Genomic DNA, 21,918 nt, shown 5'->3' with positions numbered 1-21,918 from the left:
TCACCTACCTAAAGATTGATACAACGTCCGGTACTTATCGATGAACACACTTTTCCTATAAAATTGGGAAACTCGTTCATAGCCGCTTTTCCCCATCGCCTCTCGCAACTCCCTATTACGACAGAGCGTTATGAGCGCTTCAGCGATTTTTTCGTAATGAAGGACGGGGCAAATAATACCAGCAGGCTCATCGTCATCCGTTTTCCCTAACAACAGCTCTTTACAACTTCCTACATTCGTTGCGACTACTGGCTTTCCATTCGCCATCGCTTCCAAAACGGCTAATGGCTGCCCTTCACTTATACTTGTTAACACCGTCATATCCATTTTGCCGATGTACTCACTCACGTTAACTTGACCCGTGAAACTAATATTGTTCACGCCGAGAGAAGATACAAGTTGCAAACATTCCTCGTAATATATATTTTCCTCGTCCGCCGACCCCATAATATATAGTTCAGCATTTGGGATTTCCTTTTCGACGAGCGCAAAGCTATGAATCATCGTCTTAATATCTTTTATTGCAACGACGCGGACGATCGCGCCGATTCGAATTGTTCCATCATCAGGGACGGCCGGAAGTTCCGCATACTCCCCAACGTCCACTCCATTTGGAATAATTCGGATTTTCTCTTCCGGACAACCCATTTCGACTTCAATTTCTTTATTGCGATGGAAAAGGGTGATCACTTCATCCGCAGCCGCATAGATTGCGCTCGACAACGTATAGAAATAGCGGATCCATAATTCTTTAAACTCCCCTTTCACCCAATCCGCCTTAATGATCTCTTCTTCTCTTTCTCGGGAATAAATTCCGTGCTCCGTCAATAACAGCGGCTTGCCGTGCAAATGTTTCGCGAGAACTCCCGCAATCCCTGCATAACCAGTCGATACACAATGATACAGATCCGCCTCGGGTAGTTCTTCACGAACAGTGACGATCAACGGCAATATCATCGAGTTAATTGTCCAAAATAGGTCATTAAATGGGAGTGGATGATTCACTCGTTCTGCTATTCGCTCCACGATATCTAAATAATCTTTACTCGAAAGAAAATCGATCGTATTTTCGAATACGCCACTCCGTAACAGATTGAACATGCCTTCCCAATTTAGCGTTTCATCCCCACTTATGAGGGCAACGATATTGTCCAAATCCTCTTGAGGCAACTGAAACCGCCTTCCCCATTTCCCTTTTTCCATTACATACGAATCGAGGCACACTTCTTTCACCTCGACAACATTCGGAGGTAACTCATATACGTAACGACCTTTCCGTTTGGAATCGGCATTGATGACGTAAATGACAAATTCATGCTCCGGCATTTCCGTCATCAATGTTTGAATCCACGTCGAAACGCCGCCTGTTACGTAAGGATAAGACCCTTCCGCAATCAAACAGATTTTCATCCAACTACCCTCCAAATTCCAGTTTGAACCGGGTGCCAACTACGTTGACTAGGAATACACCGTCATCTATTTGTTTTACCGTACAGTTCGTTAAGCGGCCGATTTTGCGCTCTGTCCGTAAAATGAAATACATATTTGTACCAGGACCGGACAAATCCCCTTCTATGCCGTCCTCAATTGCTGTCCAATTCACATCTGTATGCATGACTCGCGCCATATCGAGCGCAGCTTCCGTCGATGTCATCGCCCGCACCCACGGATACGTCCTTTCCACCCGATCCATATTGTCCTCGAACCCTTTGTAAATCTGTTCCCACGTCATGTTATAGCTTCTATCCTCGCTTATCGCGTCATCCGGGTGAAGGAAATTCGAATAAATACCTACGGATGTCATCGCATTCGCTTCTGCCCATCGGTCAAACGGCCTTTCTGTATAGCCGGAAGTAACACGCGGCATTTCAATAATTCCAACCTGCGCAATTTCAAACTCTTGCACATACGATGCATTCGTCGGGTCTTCAATGAATAGCGAAGCGATGACCGTCAATTCCGGCCACGCCTTTTTCAGCGCCTCCCTTCCTTCAGAAGAAAGCACATTTGAAGGCGGCACATATGAAGCGACGGTGTAATTCGGGAAGGATGCTTTTGTGAAGTCCAACACTTCTTCGATAGACGCCACCATATCCTCCTCGTTTGTCCAAACATTGTAGTCAAACTGGGCGGCAATTTCGGAATCCCGATTGAGTGGCTGGTGATTGTAGCCGTGAATTCCCAATTCCCCTCCGCTCTTAATAATTTCGCGGCCGTATGAAATAAGATTTAACCGGGACGCATCTACTGGATACACAAATGGTGGATCGACATCATCGCCGTACGTCTCAATGACGACACCTGTGTATCGCAAATTGTATCGTTTCGCAATCGCGAGCATATCCGGCCACCAAATTTCCCGATAAAACGTCGGCAAATCCTTTTTGTATTGCTCATAAATGGCTTCGTTCCTTCCTGAAGCAATCGGCGCAGGAAAATCATCTATGAAAAACACTTTTGAGTTGTAAATAGGGTACATGAAATCCGGTTGAAGCATACTAATCGCCCCCGCAAGGACGCCTCGATTCAGTTTTTCCTCAAGCATCGACCCATTACAGACGATAAACGCCCCTTCGCCAATTGCAGTTCTCCAGAGTAGCGGAATACCATCAGAACTTTTCGCAAGGAGCTTTGCATGTTCATCGAGCGAGACGAGCAACGCTGAGTTGTAGATGAAATCGTCATCGATTTTCCAACCGCTCTCCCCAATTAGTACATTGGAGTCGAGCTCAATGCCGTACGTACTCACATGATAGCCATACGAGGCGATGCCCATTTTTCGATAAATGACTTGTAACTCAGATTCCGGTTGCAAGGCCGTCATGAACAATACATAGCCCCCATTGAATGCGAACTCCTCAACTTCCTCTGCACTTCCCGCCATGCTAAGTTGGTCGACCGCAATTAGAACGACGTCGCAAGTTGCGTAATTAAGCGGTGCGTTATCAAGATTTATTCCAATCGTAGGAAGTTTCATATGCGCTAACGTCTTCTCAGCGTTATCTTTCAGCTTCATACTCGACTCGTCGGATGACGAATAAGCGATGCAATAAAGAGGGACCCCTTCTTCTACTGTTTGCTCTTCTTTTTTATTAGTAATGGAAAGAAGCTCACTCGCTTCACTAAGGAGTACGTTATTTTGTTGAAACGTCAACACGAACTGGGAGCGGGCAATGAGGAAGAAAATGCCCGATGCAAGTACCGAAACGAGGACGATGTAAATGCTTTTAGAGAAGTTCACTTTCATGGCCAATTATCCCTTTCGACCAATACCTGACGACGTTAATTCCACGGTTCGTTAAAATGACTTTGGAATTTTTGACGGCTTGAATCATCCGTTGCAGCGCTGCAGGTGAATTGATAGTGTAATAGAGCTGGATCATATACAAATAAGGGCCTTCTCGGTCCGGGTACCGATGTAAATAGGCGAGACCTGTCTTTTCCGCTTCCGCATAGTCTCCACTTTCGATTTCACAAAGCATCTTTTCTTCGTAATCAATTTCGGTGTCCCCGTCCTTTTTCGAAATGATTGTCCAGAGTACTTCGATGTAGTTATTTCTGTAGTGACGCAATGTGTTTTCATCCATAAAGCCGCTGTCCATATATTTCTTCAGCGCATCCCGGTAGTCGCAAGCTACCTCGATATTATTCGGATCACGTGCATACTCATTGGAAAGGTGCCGAATTTTTAAGGCTAATTTCCGATTCACTTCTATAATTGCGCTCACCGCGTAATGGGATGTTTCGGTATCTTCATTTTCCACAGCAACCTTGACGACATTCATATAACGAGTCGCATCATCTTTTAATATGTCAATCATAATTCGCCGTCTTGTGGCGTGATCATTGACGAGCAGCGCTTCTTCAATAGGAACGACATCGATTTCTTTTCTTTTATTTACCTTCTCGTAACTATCCTCTTCTTTGACGAGGATATCTTCATCCAACTTGGCCATATACCGTTCGAACTCGTCGCCGTTATTTCGCATCGCCCGTTTCGGCCAGACAGATGCAAACGACCACCCAACGACAGGTAGCAGGGTGACGATGACGACTCCTAGTAGCCACTCCTTCCTTGAGTGGCGATGTAAATAGGCGAGAAGCAAAGCGGAAATGAGAACATAAATGACGTACATATAAAGCATTTTAATTCCCTCCTCCTGCCCTCGCTTCGGTGAATTTCATTGCGCGTGACAATGCGGTTCCTGCCATATCCGCTACAATCGAAAGCACATTTTCCATATAGAGCGATAGTTGATCGAACCCGATTCCATTCACACAAACGATCGCGATAATATTGCCGTTATGGCGAATAGGAGCTGCCATCATCGGCGCGGAGGCGTCCAGTCCTTTATTCACAAATAAAGATCCTTTCGTAAGGACGTGCCGGAGGAAAGCATGATCAGCAACTTTCAAAGGGTCTGGAGTGCGTTCGAGGAGATGACCCGAACGTGCAGTAAGCTGGGCGTACTCGCAATTTTCACTTAGCGTCAGAAGGGATACTTGTTTTGCATTCATCACTTTTTGGACGACGTGCACGGTTTGCTCATGCACTGTTTCAGAATCAAACCCATCCAACTCTTTTAAAATCGAATGCACTTTTCCGAAACTGTTTTTGTCTGTTAATATTCGATGACGTAGCGCATTTTTTACGTCTAGCACGTCCCGATGCACTTCATTCAACAAGTCGTACTTCACTTCCAACTGTTGCACCCGTTCCTTTTGTGCCAAAATCATATTATTTTTTCGCTGAACGGCATACCCGATGACGAGCGCAATAAAGACATACAAAATTGCTTGGAATAAAAAAGCTGTATCGTACAAAAGCGAAATGAATTCCCGGCCATCCGTTAACTTGTCATAGAGAATGAGCAAAATCGATAATGCTGCGGCCAATAGCGCTTGTCGTTTGCCGTAGAAAATGCCGAGCACGACAATATAAATGACGATCGCAACCCCAATCGTCTGCTGCATACCTAAATTTCCATTTAAAAAGAGGAATGCGACAACGAAGAAAGCGAGGAAGTTTTCGATGTATGGCTTCACAGACTTGAACGCGATTGAAGAGAGGATTCGCTCTTTTTTGCGGCCCTCCGCCTTATCTTCTTGTTCATGTTGCTCCTTGAAATACGTATACGTGCGGCGAAGTCCCTCGTCCAAATCGACGAGAGGTGCCCAATCGAGATCATTCCTCAGTTTTTCATTACCTAAAGAAGACCTTCGAATATCGCCCTGACGCTTCGGCCGGTATTCCACTTCACCCGCGCCGTGCAAAGAGATGAGTGTCAACGCAAGCGTATTCACACTCGTTTCGGTATTTGTCGAGAGGTTATACACACCTGTCAAATCCGAATGGGACGCTCGGAACAGTGCATCTGCCACATCTTCCACGTAAATGAAATCCCTCGTTTGCTCGCCGTCGCCGAAAATTCCGAGCGTGCTTCCATTTAGCAAACATGAATGGAATTTTGCGACGACACCTGCTTCCCCGTCGCTCCCTTGCCGCGGCCCATACACATTCGAAAACCGGAAACAAACCGTATCCAAACCGTACAACTGTTTCCACTTTGCACAATACGTTTCCCCGATCCACTTGCTAATCCCATAAGGCGAAATTGGATTCGTTACATCTTTTTCCGTTAGCGGCACCTTTGCCCGCGCCCCGTAAACTGCCGCGGTCGAAGCAAATAAGAACTTTCTCACCTTGTACTTTTCCGCGAGTGTCAGCATATTCACAAGACCGAGCACATTGCTCTCTGCATCCCCCTTCGGATCATTCATCGATGCATGTACACTCGCCTGTGCCGCCAAATGGACGACAACATCAAACGGAAATGACCGAAACACTTCCTCACAAGCAGCATCTTCTACCGAAAGATTATAGCCCTTATGCTTGAAAGCGACTCTGTCCCGTCTCCCCGTCGAAAAATCATCAATAATATAAACGTCATACCCTTCTTTATAAAAACGATCAGCGACATGCGACCCAATAAACCCATACCCACCCGTTATTAGTACTTTCATCCAGTCACCTTCTACAATCAGTAATGGCATGCACAACTAACCTACTAAACGAAGACAATACGAAACCAACAAACTTCCCACACTATATGAAAATACAAATGAAAATACGACTACTATACATATATGAATAAAACCAACCAATCCAAAGGCAACCGCCCCCACCCCCGCATAGTAGTAACGCCTCTACCACGGCGCCTGTGCAAGGCGCATTTATGACAATTCATCGTTTTGTATATAAATGCAAAAGAAAGCTGACCAAGTGTTGATTTGATCAGCTTTCTTGTTTAACATTATGCAATTGTAGTGTATTGTCTGAATTGTGTCGGCGGCTGTGCACGGCGCAATTATGACTATTCAATGACGTGTATGAAAATACAAAAAGAAGCGAGTCAATGATTATAATGACAAGCTTCCTATATTTTTATTATGCAATTGTAGTGAATACACAGAATTGTGTGCTGCACAGGCACCGTTTTAATTCCGCTTTAAATACCGCGTTAAATCCCTACTGGCACGATATACATACCTGCATTTTCGTCTTGTTTGACGACGACGTTGACGCCGTAGATGTCGCGGATCAAGTCGGCTGTTATGATGTCTTCTGGTTTGCCTTTGGCTGCGATGCGGCCGTCTTTCATGACGATGATGACGTCGCTGTATTTGATGGCCTGGTTTATGTCGTGCAACACCATGACGATGGAGATGCCGTGTTCTTTATTCAAATCACGAACAAGCTCCAAAAGCTCGTATTGATAATAAATATCCAAATATGTCGTCGGTTCATCCAAAAACAAATACGGCGTCTTCTGCGTCAACGCCATGGCGATCCAAACTCGCTGCATTTGGCCGCCGGATAGGCTGTCGATTGGCATATGTCGCTTATCGAGCAAGCCCGTCCGCTCAAGCGCCCATTCAATCGCCTCTTCGTCCTCATCCGTCGAGGACGAGAACAAATTCTTATACGGAATCCGTCCGTACGCTGTCAGCTTCTCGACGGTCATATCAGATGGCGCATTATTTTGCTGATGAACGACGGCAAGCCGCTTCGCAAGCTCTTTCGGTTTAAAATCGCGCAACGATTTTCCGTCCAATAACACGTTTCCTTTTTGCGGCTGATGATGATTCGACAGTACGCCTAACAACGTCGATTTCCCGCACCCGTTCGGCCCGATAATCGTCGTCACTTTGCCGATGTCGATCTTGCTGTCGATTCCGTGCAACGTATCCCTCTTCTTGTCGTATGAAAATGTGACTTCCTTAATGTCCATAAATGCGATCACTCTTTCGTAGCAAGAATATGAGGAATGGCCCACCGATCACGGCCATGATGATGGATGCCGGGATTTCATTCGGCGCAATCAATGTCCTTCCAAGCGTGTCCGCGAGCAATATTAACAGCGCGCCCGCCAACGCCGAAAACGGGATGAGCACTTTATGATCATTGCCGACAAGAGTCCTACCGATATGCGGCACCAATAACCCGACAAAAGCGAACATGCCCGCAATCGTCGTCGCAATCGAAGCTAGCAATACCGCAATGATCGAAATAACGAACCTCGCCAAATTCACATTAACGCCAAGGCTTTTCGCCGTCCGATCTTCAAGCGATAAATAATTGCACAATCGATAGACGAAAAACGCCAGCACTAACCCAATCGACCCGTATAGCGCAATCACTTCCACTTCGCTCCATTTTTTCATCGTCAACGTCGACGTCGTCACTTGACTCATCGACTGCGTAATGCCGCTCCCGCTGAACCCGATCGCCTGCCCGAGTCCAGTGAACAACGCGTTGACAGCGATCCCGATCAAAATCATCCGAAGCGGATCCAAGCCAGACTTCCACGATAATGAATACACTAAGAAAAACGCCAACGCACCGCCGATAAACGCGAACAGCGGCACAAAGAAGAATAACGTCGGGAACATTGCAATAACCAATACAGACATGAAACTCGCACCCGCGGAAACACCGATAATCCCGGGATCAGCAAGCGGGTTGCGCATGACCGCCTGCAGCAACACGCCCGCAACAGACAATGCAGCTCCCGCGAATACCGCAATTAAAATCCGCGGCAACCGCAAGTCTTTTATGATGGCGACATCGTCATTCGTTCCGGTTAACAACCCGTGAATTAATTCAAAAGGCGTCACCGAAATGCTACCCGTCAATGCGGATTGAACAAAAACGCTAACCAACAATAGCGCAACAACTATGAAACTAAGGCTCTTCCGATTGATTCCAAACATGACCTTACCCGCCTTCATTTCTCTTCATGCAACATGTTCATTAACTCATCTAACGCTTCTGCCGCGGCCAAATTGCCCGTCGTACCGAACAACGTCTCTTCCAAATCATAAACGCGCCCATTTTTCACCGCGTTAAAATGCTTCCACACATCATTCGTACGGAACTCCTTATCAAACATCTCAACTACTTGCTCCGGCATGCCGTGCGCCGCTCGCAAAATGACGTCCGGATTCGTCTGCTGCAAATATTCCGTGTTAGCGGAAATAAACTCAACATCCTCACCCGTAATGACATTGACGCCACCAGCCCGCTTCACGAGATCCCCGATGTACGAATGCTCCGTCCCGACCAAATAACTGCCGGGAATTCCCATCAGAATGAGTACGGTTGGCTTCTCTTTCCCGTCAATCGCCAGCTCAATCGCAGCCGACTTCTCTTCAAACTGCGCCACAATCGCTTCCGCCTGCTCCACCCGATCGTACTTCTCACCGATTTTAAATATTTCTTCGTGCATCGCGTCAATGCTTTCGAGGTTCACATACGTCATATCAATCCCGCGTTCCTCAAACATTTCTTGCAAGTCATATTTCAACGTTGTCACCGAAAAAATTTCAGTCGGCTTTAACGATAGAAGCATTTCCATGTCCGGGCTCATTGGATTGCCGACTTCCTTCGCATTCGAGTAGCGCTTCGGCAACTCCTTATAACTCGACGGAATACCGACTAAATCGAGTTCAAGTGCATCCATAATTTCGGTCAGCGCGACAGTCGTTGCGACAATTCGATCGCCGTCGTGCTCGCCGATTTGTTCATTCGCCTCATTCGCAGTACCCGCTGAACAACCGGCAAGCATTACACTTACTAACAAGCCGAAAAGGCCGATCGCTTTTTTCATTCCAGCACAACTCCCTTATTTTCGTGCTCGCTTCCTCGCAAACGCAAATACGATTGCAGCGACAATGACAGCTGTAATCGCCATAATAGCAATGAAAAGCGTATTCGAGGATTTTTCCGTTTCATCGCTGGCTTCTTCCACATCCACTGTTTCGACAGCGTTTTCTTCCTGTACTTTATTCAACGCATCCGCTTCTTCAGCCGCGTCGTCCTCTGCTGCATTTGCCAAGTTTTCAGCTTCCGTGCTCTCATCTGTCATATCTTCTGATTCCACTGCAGGTTGCTCCGCCGCTTCATCTTTTCCGGTTTTATTCCCATCCGACTTCTCTTCTTTCGTAACAGTTTCAGTCGTTTTAGCCGTTTCGGTTTTATTCTCAGCAGGTTTTTGAGCAGGCTTTTGTGCTTGCTGTTGTACCGGTTTCTCGGTCTGCTTCGGCGTTTCTTGCTTCGTTTCCTTTGCCGGAGGAGGTGTCGCTACAGGCTTTTCAACCGGAGGGGCAGGGATAGAAGATGTATTAAAATTGAAACGAATATCGTATGTATTGTCATATTCAAATCCCGGAATGCCGGTCACGATAATGTGGATTTTACCATTGACCGTCTTCGTCAGATCCGTCACCGTAAATCGTACGACACGCTGATCGCCTGACTCGCTCACGACTTGGACGTCCGAATAGCTACCGCCGTTTTGCACTTTGAAATATTGCCACCACGAACTGTTTTTCAACGTGACGGTCACGGTCGCCTTGTCGTTCACCAATTGCACTTTCGCTGGGCTCACCATGTAATCCGCTGTTGCCGATCGCTCGTTGCTATCGTCTTTCAACACTGTAAACGGGACGGAATATTCCCCGTCAGCAAACGTTGCAGCTGCGGCTTTTGGTGGAATGAAAAGCGCCGTCACCAAAAGAATCGTCATTGCTACAAGTAAATTTCTTGTCATGTCGAACTCCTTCATTCTACACACAACGCCGGCAGTCACAAATAGCGTGACGCCGGCATCCGTGCGAACTTATTTATTTAATTCAAGCATGTTGTAAACCATTTTCACTGCATGCGCACGCGTCGCATTCGCTTTCGGTGCAAACACTTTTTCACCGTTCACAACGTCACCGTCGATAATGCCAAGGCCAACTGCCAATTGAACAGCTTCTTTCGCATAACCGCTCATATGTGATACGTCCGCGAATTTAACAGTCGTGTCGACATTTTCGAGTGCAGATGCATCTTTAAATTCGATTGCACGGATGATCATCGTTGCCATTTGTTGACGAGTGATTGGTGCAGTCGGGTTGAATTTCCCTTCATCACCTTTAATGATTCCAGCGCGGTTCGCTGCTTCTACTTCGTATGCGAATCCTTCCATTTCTTTCGTCACGTCCGAGAACGTTCCTTGGAATTCTTGCTTTTCAAGGTTTAACGCACGAGCGATAATCAATGCAAATTGTGCTCTCGTAATTTGGTCGTTCGGCGCAAACGTATCTGCCGTTTTACCTTTTACGATTTGTTGAGCAGCAAGTGCTTCGATATATGGTTTTGCCCATGTGTTGTCGATGTCATTGAATGAAACCGGTGTGTCTACTTTTGCAATGCTATCTTGATCGAACGCTAGACGAACTGTGTGATTGCCAGTGTGGTTTGCAGAAGCAACGTGAACCGACACTTTGGCGTTCATGATTTTTGAGAAATCAGCTACTTCGAATGAAACAACGCGGTGATTTTTCTCTTCATCCACACTTACTACTGTCGCATCAACGAACTCGTCGTTCTGCTCGACTTGGAATGCAGTAATCTGCTCGTTGTTCGTCAATGTGAATGTCACGACTTGCTTGCCGTCTTTCACGGACAATGCTGCTGGTGTTTCAATAAAGCGCGCCATGCCTGGAGATTCCTTTTCCTCTGTTGCATGTAAAACTTTGAAACCGATTGTGTAGTCGCCGTCTTCAATTGCTGGTGCTTCCGGAGTTTCAGGTGTTTCTTCAACTTCAGTTTCTTCTTCGACTGGAACTTCGCTAGCGTCGAATTGGAAACGGATGTCGTGCGTTTTATCGTATTCACCAAGACCTGGAATGCCTGTCACGATAATATGCGCTTTTGCATTCAACGTTTTTTCAACATCTTTTAATTCAAACTTCACAAGACGTGTTTTCTCTTCTTCGTTTTCGCTTACAACTTCAGCGTCAACGAACTTATCGCCGTCTTGGATTTTCAATGACTGCCAATATTGACTATCCAATAGAGTCATATAAACGATCGCCTTGCCGTCTTCCACTTTCACTTCTGCAGGACTTTTCACGTAAGTGCCCGCCGCAGAAACTTCGTCACTCTTTTCTTGCAACACGTTAAATGGAAGCTCGTACGATGCCTCCTCTGTAGCTGTCACTTCAGCAGCTGCTGGAAGTACTGGTAGAGCTGTAAAAATCAGCAACAATGCTGTTAATAAACCCATTACATTTTTCTTCATTTATGTATTCTCCTTTTCTACTATTTCGACCGCATAAATCGCGCCGCAAACAAAACTCCCGCCACGACAACTAGCGCAGTCGCAATCCAAAACCAAATTGTGCTTCCTTTGCTAACAGAGTCGATCCACTCCTGGTCCGTCTCCATCAAGGAACTTGCGTCCATTGCAACACGCACGGTGTACGCATGATCATACGGAATCTCCAACTCGTCGATGACGACATGCATTTTCACCGGAAACGGCTCGGCTAAGTCGCCATCCACATCCAGCTCAATAACACGCGTATCCGCCTCTTCATCCTCAGCAACGACTTTCACATCCGTAAAACGATCGCCGCTCCGTACTTGCAACTGTTGGACCCACTTACTATGATTCAACGTCAACTGCAAAGTTTGCTTGCCACCATCCACTTTCAATAGCGCCGGCTTCTCAAAATATCCATTTGCAATAGACACCGAATCCGAGTCACCTTGCAGCAACTCATACTCTACTGCATATACACCATCGGACAACGACTCCGCCTCTACAGGCACAGACATAATCGCCCACAACAGCAAAATAGCACCTAACAAAGGCGCCACCCGTCTCCTCATGCAAACCCCTCTCCCACTAGTGAGAACTATTTTCATTGATTCCAATTCCAATCATAGGCGAACCTCAACCAGTTTTAAAGACCCCCCTGCCATTATTCACATATTGTTCACAGAAAAGAGGATAAATTATGACGGCAGCGAGCGAAAGCGGTGCCTGTGCACGGTGCAATTATGACAATTCAATATAAGGAATAAAAATACAAAGAGAAGTCAACCAAATGCACGTTTGGATGACTTCCCATCTATTCATTATTCAATTGTAGTGAATAAACTGAATTGTGCCGACGGCTGTGCAAGATACATTTATGACAATTCACTGTTGTGCATATAAATTCACTCAAAAACTTATCATATGACAACTTGATAACCTTCCCATTATCGCTATATACAATTGTAGTGAATAAACTGAATTGTATGCTGCACAGGCACCACTTGGAGTGCGAGGGAAATGAACTGACAAGATGATGAATGTAAGTGTAAAATAATAAAAACTGTAGTAAAGAGGAACATCATATGCCAAAAACACAACAAAAAGTATCTGTATTAAAATTGTTAACTCGCGGCGCCATGGTTATGCTTGGTGCAGTTATCGCAGCTTATGGATTAGAATCTGTTTTGATTCCAAACCAAGTATCCGATGGTGGCGTGACAGGCTTAAGTATCGTCGGGTCACAACTATTCGGTTTACCATTAGGCCTTCTCATCGCCCTATTAAATATTCCTTTCGTAGTTTTAGGCTACAAGCAAATCGGTAAAGACTTTGCAATTTACTCCGTTCTCGGTATTGCTACGCTAGCGATTAGCACGAGCTTAATGCATCGCGTACCGACGATTATCGAAGGGGACACGCTTTTAATTACAGTTGTCGGAGGAATCATTCTCGGTTTGGGCATGGGGATAGCTTTGCGGAACGGTGGCGCTCTTGACGGCATTGATATGTTAGCTGTCTTAATTTCCCGAAAGATGCCATTTGGTACAAGTGACTTAATCCTATTTTTGAATGTTTTTGTTTTCGCCATCGTCTCCATCGTTTTCGGTCTTCAAGGGGCTTTCCTATCCGCAATCGCTTACTACATTGCTACTAAAGTGATTGATATTGTAGAAGAAGGTCTTAGTGGCTCCAAAACATATAAAATTATTACGAGTGAGTCTGAAGAAATGGTGGAAACGATCCGTGAACGTTTAGGCCGAAGTGCGACGGTTAGTACGGTTCAAGGTGGCTATTCCAATGATCAAATTAAGGAAATCACATGTATTATTAACCGACTGGAAGATAGCAAGATGAAGGAACTCATTCTTGAAATCGATCCGTCAGCGTTTGTCGCTGTTTATGAAGTCGCCGAAGTACGCGGCGGAAGCTTCAATAAGCGGAGCACCCATTAACGAATTGTGCGGAAATTGTGTGTGCGGCTGTGCAAGCTACAATTATGACAATTCACAGAAGTTTATATTAATACAAAGGGAAGTTGATCAAAGATTGAGTTGATCAACTTCCCGTTTTTCATTTATACAATTGTAGTTAATAAACTGAATTGTTTCAGCGCCTGTGTAAGGTGCAATTATGACAATTCACCAAAGTTTATATTAATACAAAGGGAAGTTGATCAAAGATTGAGCTGATCGACTTCCCTTTTTTTATTTATACAATTGTAGTTAATAAACTGAATTGTTTGCTACACAGGCACCGCAGTAATTCAAAGCTTACCCAATTCATCCATAAAGGCGGGGCGGTTTTTGTATGTTTGTTTTAGTTCTTCCGCCAAGTTCATTTGGGCTTCCCGTCCGGCAACTTCCCGGAAACGTTTGAGCACTTGGCACACTTCCTTATATTGCTTACGGTTGTATGCATTTTCGGCGATCATTTTCACTTGATAGTCGAATAGCTGGATTGCCTCTTCCGCATGCGTATCTAGGAGGAATTTTAAGTATTGTTCAATCGTTGACGGGTGTTCGCGTACATAGTGAAGGATGGCGTCGACATCATTTTCGGCCTCGATCAGTTGTACATACATACGATGATTGCGAGCCGCTAATTCCTGCTTCAATTCTTCATAAAAAGTCGTCTTGTCCGGGGCGTGTTCCTTTAAACCCCAGTAGAAATCAAAATCTCCATTTAACAGCATCTCACGTCCAACTTTCGCTTGCTCATCGTATAATTTCAATCGTTTATACACTTCATAGCGCCATTTCTTCCACCGTGCCACTAAGCCACCATAGTCTTTGTCCATCCTTTCCCCTTCAGAAGCAAGTGCCAATACGTTTTCATAATTGCCTTCGTCCATTTCATATTGCATCAATCGCTTCCGAAAAGACGGATAGTTTATATGTTCACGTAAAAACTGTCGCGCTTCCTCTGTCGGACAATGGGCTTCAATAATGTCATACATCAAGTTATGAATCCGTTCATTTGCATACCGATCGTAATGGCCTTCAGCCGCATCGTCAATCTTTGACGCCAATTCATTCATTAACGTCATGCGTATTTGTTCATTCCCCGCAAACTTCGAGCAAATGCCGAGCACATCAATCCGAAAGTCATCCCATCCTTCAAATACGTCAGATTTCGATAAATGAATGAGCTTGTCGAACAACTCATTTTGCACAACTATCTCTAAAGACGCATTCGTAATTAAGTGCATCGTTTGAATCGTCTCATCTATTAAACCGCCAATATCACCGTTAGAATCGTCCGCATACTGAAAGGATTGCACTCCTTCATTCAACACAAGCCCTGCAATTTCAATGGCCATCAACGGATCTTTCAACGTCTCGACTTTATTCAGCACGCCGGATAATTCATCTGCAAAATCACCCGCATTGTTATATGTAATAAACCCCTCTTTGCCAAGATATTTGTCGACAATCGAATCAATCAACCTTTTACAACGAGCAATCTCTTGCTTCTCATCTTCGTAAATGGAGTAATTGAAAAGCAACTCATTATATAACGTCGTGTCATTTTCCGCTAAATTAAGCAGTATATCGACTAACTTCTCTTTAGATAACTGTTCAAGGGTCGTTTTTAAATTCAGCTCGCCAACTGTTTCATCAGGAATTTCATCACCCTTAAGCCTTTCAATCAACTCGTAATAAACGGCAACCTCATGCTTACAAACCGGCCCCATCGTGTACGGACAATCACAGTAAGTCGAAAGAATATTCCCTTCTTCATCCAGCGAAACAGCTACCTCATACATATCCGCGCCCTCAACGTGCGCACTGTATCGGCCTTCACCCTTGCGCACAAGATCGGTGACGAATCCCGCCGAATAATAATCAAAACCACGGTCAACGATATCGGAACCTACTCGCTCTTCAAAATGGTAAAGATTCATCGTATTTTTCCCCCTCTCCATCTGATATACCTTCTTCTACAATTCGACATCTATCCCCAAAACCCCTCTCTACAAATTGTGTCGGTGCCTGTGCACGACACATTTATGATAATTCCATGATACGAATATTCATACAGGATAAAACTATTAAAACGGCGAATTAGCTGCTTTCCTGTTTCTCGTTCATACAATTGTAGTGAATAAACTGAATTGTTTCAGCGGCTGTGCACGGTACAATTATGATAATTCAATAGAGTTTATATTCATGCAAAGGGAAGTTGATCAAAGATTAATTTAATCATCTTCCCATTTTTCATTTATACAATTGTAGTTAATAAACTGAATTGTGTGCTGCACAGGCACCAAGCAAAAACTGCTAACTTCAGCCCATTGCTTCGGCTCTTTACCATAGGGGATAATAAGAAGATTACACAACAAGAGAGGTTTACAGATGAAAGGAAGTTCACACGCAGTTATCGGCGTCACAGCCGGTGCAATCGCAGGGTATCAAGTGCAGCCCGATTTATTTACAGTCGCAGTCTCCTCTATAGTCGGAGGCGTGTCAGCGCTCGTCCCCGATCTAGACACAAATGGGGTGGCAAGCAACAAAATCACCATCTCCAAGAATGTCAGTCAATGGTTAATGCGACTTGTCGGAGCAGGCATTTTCATTGCGATTGCCTATCAGTTTCTCACGACAGGCTTCACCCCTTCGATATTACTTTACGGAGGAATCGGCTTGCTCCTGTTCATTGCATCACGTTTCATTACACAAAGAAGAATGTTGACGCTCACGGGCATCATGGTGATATGGCTCGGAATTGTGATGCACCAATCGACTGGCATCCTATTAGCCGGAATCTATATCGCCATCGCATCATTCCTACCACACCGATCTTACACCCATTCCTTGCTCGGGCTCGCTTTCTATGCGTTCATTTTGCATCAATTACAACAGGAATGGCTAATTGACGGTATTCTCGTTGCTGGAATCTGCGGATATGCCAGCCACTTAGTTGCAGATATGAAACTACTGCCTATGAACCGCCGAGGCGTAAAATTATTCGCACCGCTTTGGAATAAAGAATGGTAACTAACTTGCTCGTTGCATGGTTAAAAACAAAGGGAAGTTGACCAGGACCTAGCTGACAACTTCCCTTATGTATACTTCTTATTTAATCAACTACTAATTTAATTGAAGGATAATCATCTACATAAAAATTAAACTCCTTAACGTCAAAAGCTATATCATCCCATTCATTAGCAAAATGAATAACGTACACTGAATCTCTTTCCTGAATAAATTGCAAAGGGACACCATCGTAAAACACGATCGACATTTCGGATTCATATTTATCTGTCGTGAAAAAATAGCCTGGCGTTTTGAACTCTACAACGGTATCATCTAAGCGAATGATCTTAACTGAAGAGAAACTTTCTACTACTATTTCCATTTCAATCCCTCCCCAATCCACATCTTTCGACACAGATAAGAGATATCCTTCTTTTCACCCATAAAAATTTAAAGAATTGTTCCGGTGCCTGTGCAAGGTGCATTTATGACAATTCATTAGAGTTAATATTAATACAAAGGGAAGCTTATCAAACGATTGATTTGATTAGCTTCCATTTTTCTTTTATACAATTATAGTTAATAAACTGAATTGTTTTCCACACAGCCACCCAAACAATTCAAACTATTTCTCGACAGCTATCATTTCGCGCAGTTTGTATTTCAACAATTTCCCTTGCAGACTTCGTGGGAGTTCGTCCATGAAGTCGACAGATCGTGGCTTTTTATAGTCAGCTAGCTTGCCTTCACAAAAGTCGATGATTTCCTGAGCATCTGCTTCCTCTCCATCACGGAGAACAACGATCGCTTTCACCACTTCTCCCCATTTTTCATCCGGCACGCCAATGACCGCGACGTCCGCAATCTTCGGATGACGATGGAGGACACCTTCGATTTCCGCTGGATAGACGTTTAGCGCTCCTGATAAAATCATGTCTTGCTTCCGGTCGACGATGGAATAAAATCCGTCCTCATCCTGAACTCCCATATCGCCGAGGCCGAGCCATTCGCCATGGAACGCTTCTGCTGTCGCCTCCGGATTTTTATAATATTCATCACAAAGCGTCAAGCCTTTCACGAGAAACTCGCCTGGTTGACCCGGCGGTACTTCATTCCCGTTAGAATTGACTAGCTTCACTTCCATTCCAAGCATTGGCACACCGACGGAGCGGTCTTTCAGTTCCTGGTATTCAGGGAATAAATTCGTCGATCCTCCATGCTCCGTTGCACCGTAAAACTCGTTTAACTCGGCATCTTTAAAGAATGCCATCACTTTTTCCTTCGTACTAGAGTGTAGCGGCGCGCCGACCGAGAACAACCCTTTCATCGAACTGACATCATAATTGTTTCGAATCTCCTCCGGCAACGCAAATATCGCGTCAAACATTGGAGGAGCCATGAAGGAAGTCGTCGTTTTCTCCTTATCAATCGCTTCCAACACTTCAACAGGGTGGAACCTCGGCAAAATATGCAGCGAATTACCGACAAATAAATTCGGCACAGACGTCGACAACGCAGCCGCACCATACAACGGACCGGAAACCAATCCTTTCCCGTTTCTCACAATCCCAAATTCAATGCTAAACAGCAACGCAACGAGATACATGCTCCGATGCGAACGAACCGCTCCCTTCGGATGCCCTGTCGTTCCTCCTGTATACATGATGCAAACCGTATCGAGCTCCCCTATATCATAAGTAAGGACCGGTTCCTTTTCGGAATGAAGCGCAATCCAGCTTTCATATTCGACAGACGCCACATCCTCAGTTCCTCCGACCGATACATAAAGCTGCACATCGGTCACAAGACTTTTAATGGAAGAGATTTCTTTATCGAACTCCACCCCATATAACAACGCAACTGCATCAGAATTTGTCAACACATGTTCAATTTCTGGCCCAACAAAGCGGGAATTGATTGGCACAAATACCGCCCCAATCTTTGCGCAAGCGAACATAATCTCAAAAAGTTCGTTGCAATTCAGCAGCATGAACGCCACCTTATCCCCCTTCTCAACACCCGCCTCAAGCAAAGCATGTGCCAACCGATTAATCCGCTCGTTAAATTCACGATAACTAAATCGCTTGCCCATGTAAGATAGAGCTTCCTTTTCCCCATAGCGAATCGCATTCAACTTAATCGGATCCCCCAACAACATATGCTGCATCCCAATCCCCCATTTCCAAATAATGTACTCAACTAGATAAATTCGCCTACTATTAACAAAACCCTCTTTTTGTACAAATATTGTAAATTGTGACGGAATTGTTCCGGTGCCTGTGCAAGGTGCATTTATGACAATTCATCAGAGTTAATATTAATACAAAAAGAAGCTTATCAAACGATTGATTTGATTACCTTACCTTTTTCTTTTATACAATTGTAGTTAATAAACTGAATTGTGCGCTGCACAGCCGACCAAACAATTATTGATTTGATTAGCTTCCCTTTTTCTTTTATACAATTGTAGTTAATAAACTGAATTGTGCGCTGCACAGCCTCCCAAACAATTCAAACTATTTATAGGCAACCAAGTTTGATTGACCTAAATGAACATACCTCGAATATAAAGTTATGTGAAAGAAATAAGAAGTTTGCTATACTTGCACCAATTTTCATTTATTAAATGAAAATTTTATGAACATATTATATACATAGTAGATAAAAAGTCACACCTAGGATACGATTAAAAAGAAAAAAAGGAGATCGTGAAATGAAAGAAAATAAAGCAATTGTTATTCCAGAAAACCCCGTATCACGGTTTTTATTTAGCGATTCCCGCTCAGGACTCATCTGGCTGATCATTCGATTATATGTAGGTTTTGCATGGTTGAAAGCGGGCTGGGGAAAAGTCACGAGTGATGCATGGACAGGCGAGCAAGCCGGTGTAGCGGTAAAAGGCTTCGTTGGCGGAGCATTGGCGAAAGCGCAGGAAGGTAAAGACGTTACGGGATGGTACGCTTCTTTCTTGGAAAACACTGTGTTGCCAAATGCAAAAGTTTTCGGCTTCCTCGTTGCATACGGCGAACTATTAGTCGGTCTTGGTCTAATTTTAGGACTGTTAACCGGTATCGCCGCATTCTTCGGTGCCTTCATGAACGTCAGTTTCTTATTTGCTGGGACATTAAGTACAAACCCAATACTATTCATCTTGGCAACATGGCTTGTACTAGCCTGGAAAGTAGCTGGTTGGTACGGTCTCGATCGTTGGGCGCTACCGAAGTTAGGAACGCCTTGGACTCGAAAAAAATCTATATAAGCTTTCCAGGGAAATAAATTGTGTCGGTGCCTGTGCGTGACACATTTATGACAATTCAATAATTAGTATAAACATGCAAAGAAAAGTCAACCGTTTATTAATACGGATGACTTTTCTTTTTATTATATACAATTGTAGTGAATAAACTGAATTGTTTCGGTGGCTGTGCGCGACACATTTATGACAATTCACCATAAATTATAAAAATACAAAGAAAAGCCAGCCATTTACCTACATGACTGACTTTCCCTTCAAAACATATACACTTCTAATGAATAAACTGAATTGTTTGCTACACAGGCACCATAAAGGCAGGCACCTTAAATGAACCGATTAAACGACTTCTACTTTTGCTGTTTTTCGTCTGGATAAAACAAATGCAGCAGCGATGAGGAGTACGACTGCTAGGATAAGTGTGTATGCACTTCCTGTTAGTCCTGCTACGATAAATCCGACGAGAGCAACGGATGCGTTAAGTGCTGCATATGGGAATTGCGTTTTGACGTGATCGAGATGGTCCGCGCCAGCCCCTGTCGATGAAAGAATTGTCGTATCGGAAATTGGCGAACAATGGTCTCCGAAAATTCCCCCGGATAGAACCGCACCGATACATACGAGTAGATGTGCATCGAGTGAGATTGCCATCGGAATTGCGATTGGCAACATAATGGCGAAAGTTCCCCAAGATGTACCGGAAGCGAGGGCCATAACTGAACCGACGATAAATAGTATTGCAGGGATAATAAATGCCGGCACGTTTCCTTTCGTCACTTCAACGATGAATGCTGCCGTTCCCATTTCCCCAATCACTTTTCCGAGCGACCATGCAAGGATAAGCGTCACTGCCACGTATACCATTTTCTGCATACCTGTCGTATAAATATCGAAAATCTCATTGAACTTCTTCACCTTATAAACAATCATTAGGATGACAATCGTAATGGCCGCAAACAGGTAGGCCGTGCTAAGCGCTACACGGAAATCGCCGCCTGGAACTGGCGTAACCGGAAAACCTTTTGAAACGAGCAAACCAAACAATGTTACGAATAACACAAGAAGCGGAAGCCAAATGAGAATCGTGCGGCTGCCCGTCGTGTATTCCTTCATTTCCTCCGCCCTACGGAGTGGCTTCGACTCAGGCCAATAGAGTTGTCCCGTTTGGCGCACACGGTTTTCAGCTCTCGCCATCGGGCCGAAATCGAGTTTTGTTAGTGCAACTAAAGGCACGAGCAATACCGTCAGAATGGCGTAAAACTGGAATGGAATTACTTGAATCAGCGTACTAAATTCAGAGTCCGCGATTCCCAACTTATCGAACTCCGCGCGAATTAACCCCATAATATAAACGCCCCACCCGATGAACGGAACAAGAACAGCTACCGGCGATGCAGTAGAATCAATGATCCAAGCGAGCTTCTCCCGAGATAACTTCACTTTATCAAAAATCTTCTCAAAAACAGGACCAACAATAAGCGGCGTGCCTAGATCCGAGAAGAAAATAATAATGCCCCCAAACCAAGCCGACACTTGGGCATTCGCCCGTGATTTAATATATTTTACCGAAGCAGCCGCAAGCGCAGCCCCTCCGCCCGACTTTTCCATAAGAGCAACAAACCCTCCGATGAAAAACAAAAGGACTAGCACAGCTGCATTATAACTATCCGTCAGCTGTGGAAATAAATAATCACCAATTACACCTGTCGTAGCTGTTAGCGGATTACCTCCAACAAGAAGGAGAACACCAACAAAAACGCCAGAAAACAACGAGATAATAACATTCTTCGTAACAATCGCTAGAATAACCGCAATAAGCGGGGGAATTAACGATAACAGACCCATATGTTCCATAGACTCAATTCCTTTCAAATATTATTATTGAATAATAATACATAAACAATGTTTAATATGCAATAGTAAATTTTGTGTCTGCGCCATATTTGGTGCCTGTGCACGGTGCAATTATGATAATTTATGGTTTTGGATAAAAATACAAAAAGAAGTCAATGACATGTTGTTATCATTGACT

17 protein-coding genes are annotated in these 21,918 nt (G+C 44.4%); 3 read left to right on the top strand and 14 right to left on the bottom strand.

Annotation, left to right across the window (positions count from 1 at the left end; genetic code table 11):
- The 10 genes from pelF to QM454_RS09110 all read right to left on the bottom strand — a co-directional run bounded on the left by pelF (position 1) and on the right by QM454_RS09110 (position 12,226).
- Positions 1-1,410, bottom strand: coding sequence for a GT4 family glycosyltransferase PelF (pelF, locus tag QM454_RS09155; protein ID WP_432357135.1), 1,410 nt, complete (start codon positions 1,408-1,410; stop codon positions 1-3).
- Between the two features lie 4 nt (positions 1,411-1,414).
- Positions 1,415-3,247 (bottom strand): DUF2194 domain-containing protein, encoded by a 1,833-nt coding sequence (locus QM454_RS09150; RefSeq protein WP_432357133.1) that lies wholly within the window; start codon positions 3,245-3,247, stop codon positions 1,415-1,417.
- A complete protein-coding gene (locus tag QM454_RS09145) occupies positions 3,228-4,145 on the bottom strand; it encodes a hypothetical protein (RefSeq protein WP_432357132.1) in 918 nt (305 codons plus the stop codon). Before QM454_RS09145 ends, QM454_RS09150 begins: the two co-directional genes overlap by 20 nt.
- A gap of 1 nt (position 4,146) precedes the next feature.
- Positions 4,147-6,024: an NAD-dependent epimerase/dehydratase family protein gene (locus QM454_RS09140; protein ID WP_432357130.1), complete on the bottom strand. Its 1,878-nt coding sequence runs from the start codon at positions 6,022-6,024 to the stop codon at positions 4,147-4,149.
- Between the two features lie 497 nt (positions 6,025-6,521).
- Positions 6,522-7,292, bottom strand: a complete 771-nt coding sequence (locus QM454_RS09135; RefSeq protein ID WP_432357128.1) for an ABC transporter ATP-binding protein — start codon at positions 7,290-7,292, stop codon at positions 6,522-6,524.
- Complete coding sequence (locus tag QM454_RS09130) at positions 7,282-8,265, bottom strand: FecCD family ABC transporter permease (protein WP_432363926.1); 984 nt, start codon at positions 8,263-8,265, stop codon at positions 7,282-7,284. The genes QM454_RS09135 and QM454_RS09130 overlap by 11 nt, the downstream gene beginning before the upstream one ends.
- 23 nt (positions 8,266-8,288) lie before the next feature.
- Positions 8,289-9,170, bottom strand: coding sequence for a heme ABC transporter substrate-binding protein IsdE (isdE, locus tag QM454_RS09125; RefSeq protein WP_432357126.1), 882 nt, complete (start codon positions 9,168-9,170; stop codon positions 8,289-8,291).
- 15 nt (positions 9,171-9,185) lie between these two features.
- Positions 9,186-10,112: an NEAT domain-containing protein gene (locus QM454_RS09120; protein WP_432357125.1), complete on the bottom strand. Its 927-nt coding sequence runs from the start codon at positions 10,110-10,112 to the stop codon at positions 9,186-9,188.
- A 69-nt stretch (positions 10,113-10,181) separates the two neighbouring features.
- Positions 10,182-11,633 (bottom strand): NEAT domain-containing protein, encoded by a 1,452-nt coding sequence (locus tag QM454_RS09115; RefSeq protein WP_432357123.1) that lies wholly within the window; start codon positions 11,631-11,633, stop codon positions 10,182-10,184.
- Positions 11,634-11,653: 20 nt separating this feature from the next.
- Positions 11,654-12,226, bottom strand: coding sequence for an NEAT domain-containing protein (locus QM454_RS09110; RefSeq protein WP_432357121.1), 573 nt, complete (start codon positions 12,224-12,226; stop codon positions 11,654-11,656).
- Between the two features lie 513 nt (positions 12,227-12,739).
- Here QM454_RS09110 and QM454_RS09105 point away from each other — a divergent pair.
- Positions 12,740-13,609, top strand: coding sequence for a YitT family protein (locus QM454_RS09105; RefSeq protein ID WP_432357120.1), 870 nt, complete (start codon positions 12,740-12,742; stop codon positions 13,607-13,609).
- A gap of 311 nt (positions 13,610-13,920) precedes the next feature.
- Here QM454_RS09105 and QM454_RS09100 read toward each other — a convergent pair whose 3' ends face one another.
- Positions 13,921-15,561 (bottom strand): hypothetical protein, encoded by a 1,641-nt coding sequence (locus QM454_RS09100; protein WP_432357118.1) that lies wholly within the window; start codon positions 15,559-15,561, stop codon positions 13,921-13,923.
- A 451-nt stretch (positions 15,562-16,012) separates the two neighbouring features.
- Between QM454_RS09100 and QM454_RS09095 the strand changes: the two genes are divergently transcribed.
- Positions 16,013-16,654, top strand: coding sequence for a metal-dependent hydrolase (locus QM454_RS09095; protein ID WP_432357116.1), 642 nt, complete (start codon positions 16,013-16,015; stop codon positions 16,652-16,654).
- Between the two features lie 82 nt (positions 16,655-16,736).
- On the opposite strand, the gene QM454_RS09090 is transcribed toward QM454_RS09095, so the two are convergent.
- A complete protein-coding gene (locus QM454_RS09090) occupies positions 16,737-17,015 on the bottom strand; it encodes a hypothetical protein (protein ID WP_432357114.1) in 279 nt (92 codons plus the stop codon).
- 243 nt (positions 17,016-17,258) lie between these two features.
- Positions 17,259-18,800: a class I adenylate-forming enzyme family protein gene (locus QM454_RS09085; protein ID WP_432357113.1), complete on the bottom strand. Its 1,542-nt coding sequence runs from the start codon at positions 18,798-18,800 to the stop codon at positions 17,259-17,261.
- A 546-nt stretch (positions 18,801-19,346) separates the two neighbouring features.
- On the opposite strand from QM454_RS09085, the gene QM454_RS09080 reads away from it, so the two are divergent.
- Positions 19,347-19,892 carry a DoxX family membrane protein gene (locus QM454_RS09080; protein WP_432357111.1) on the top strand — a complete coding sequence of 182 codons (546 nt, stop codon included), beginning with the start codon at positions 19,347-19,349 and terminating at the stop codon, positions 19,890-19,892.
- Between the two features lie 333 nt (positions 19,893-20,225).
- Here the strand turns inward: QM454_RS09080 and QM454_RS09075 are convergent, their stop codons facing one another.
- Positions 20,226-21,740 (bottom strand): Na+/H+ antiporter NhaC family protein, encoded by a 1,515-nt coding sequence (locus tag QM454_RS09075; protein WP_432357109.1) that lies wholly within the window; start codon positions 21,738-21,740, stop codon positions 20,226-20,228.
- Between the last annotated feature and the right edge of the window lie 178 nt (positions 21,741-21,918).

The sequence above is a fragment of the Sporosarcina sp. UB5 genome (genome assembly GCF_050859005.1).
Taxonomy (GTDB): domain Bacteria; phylum Bacillota; class Bacilli; order Bacillales_A; family Planococcaceae; genus Sporosarcina.
This window is presented reverse-complemented; position numbering and strand designations above follow the sequence as displayed.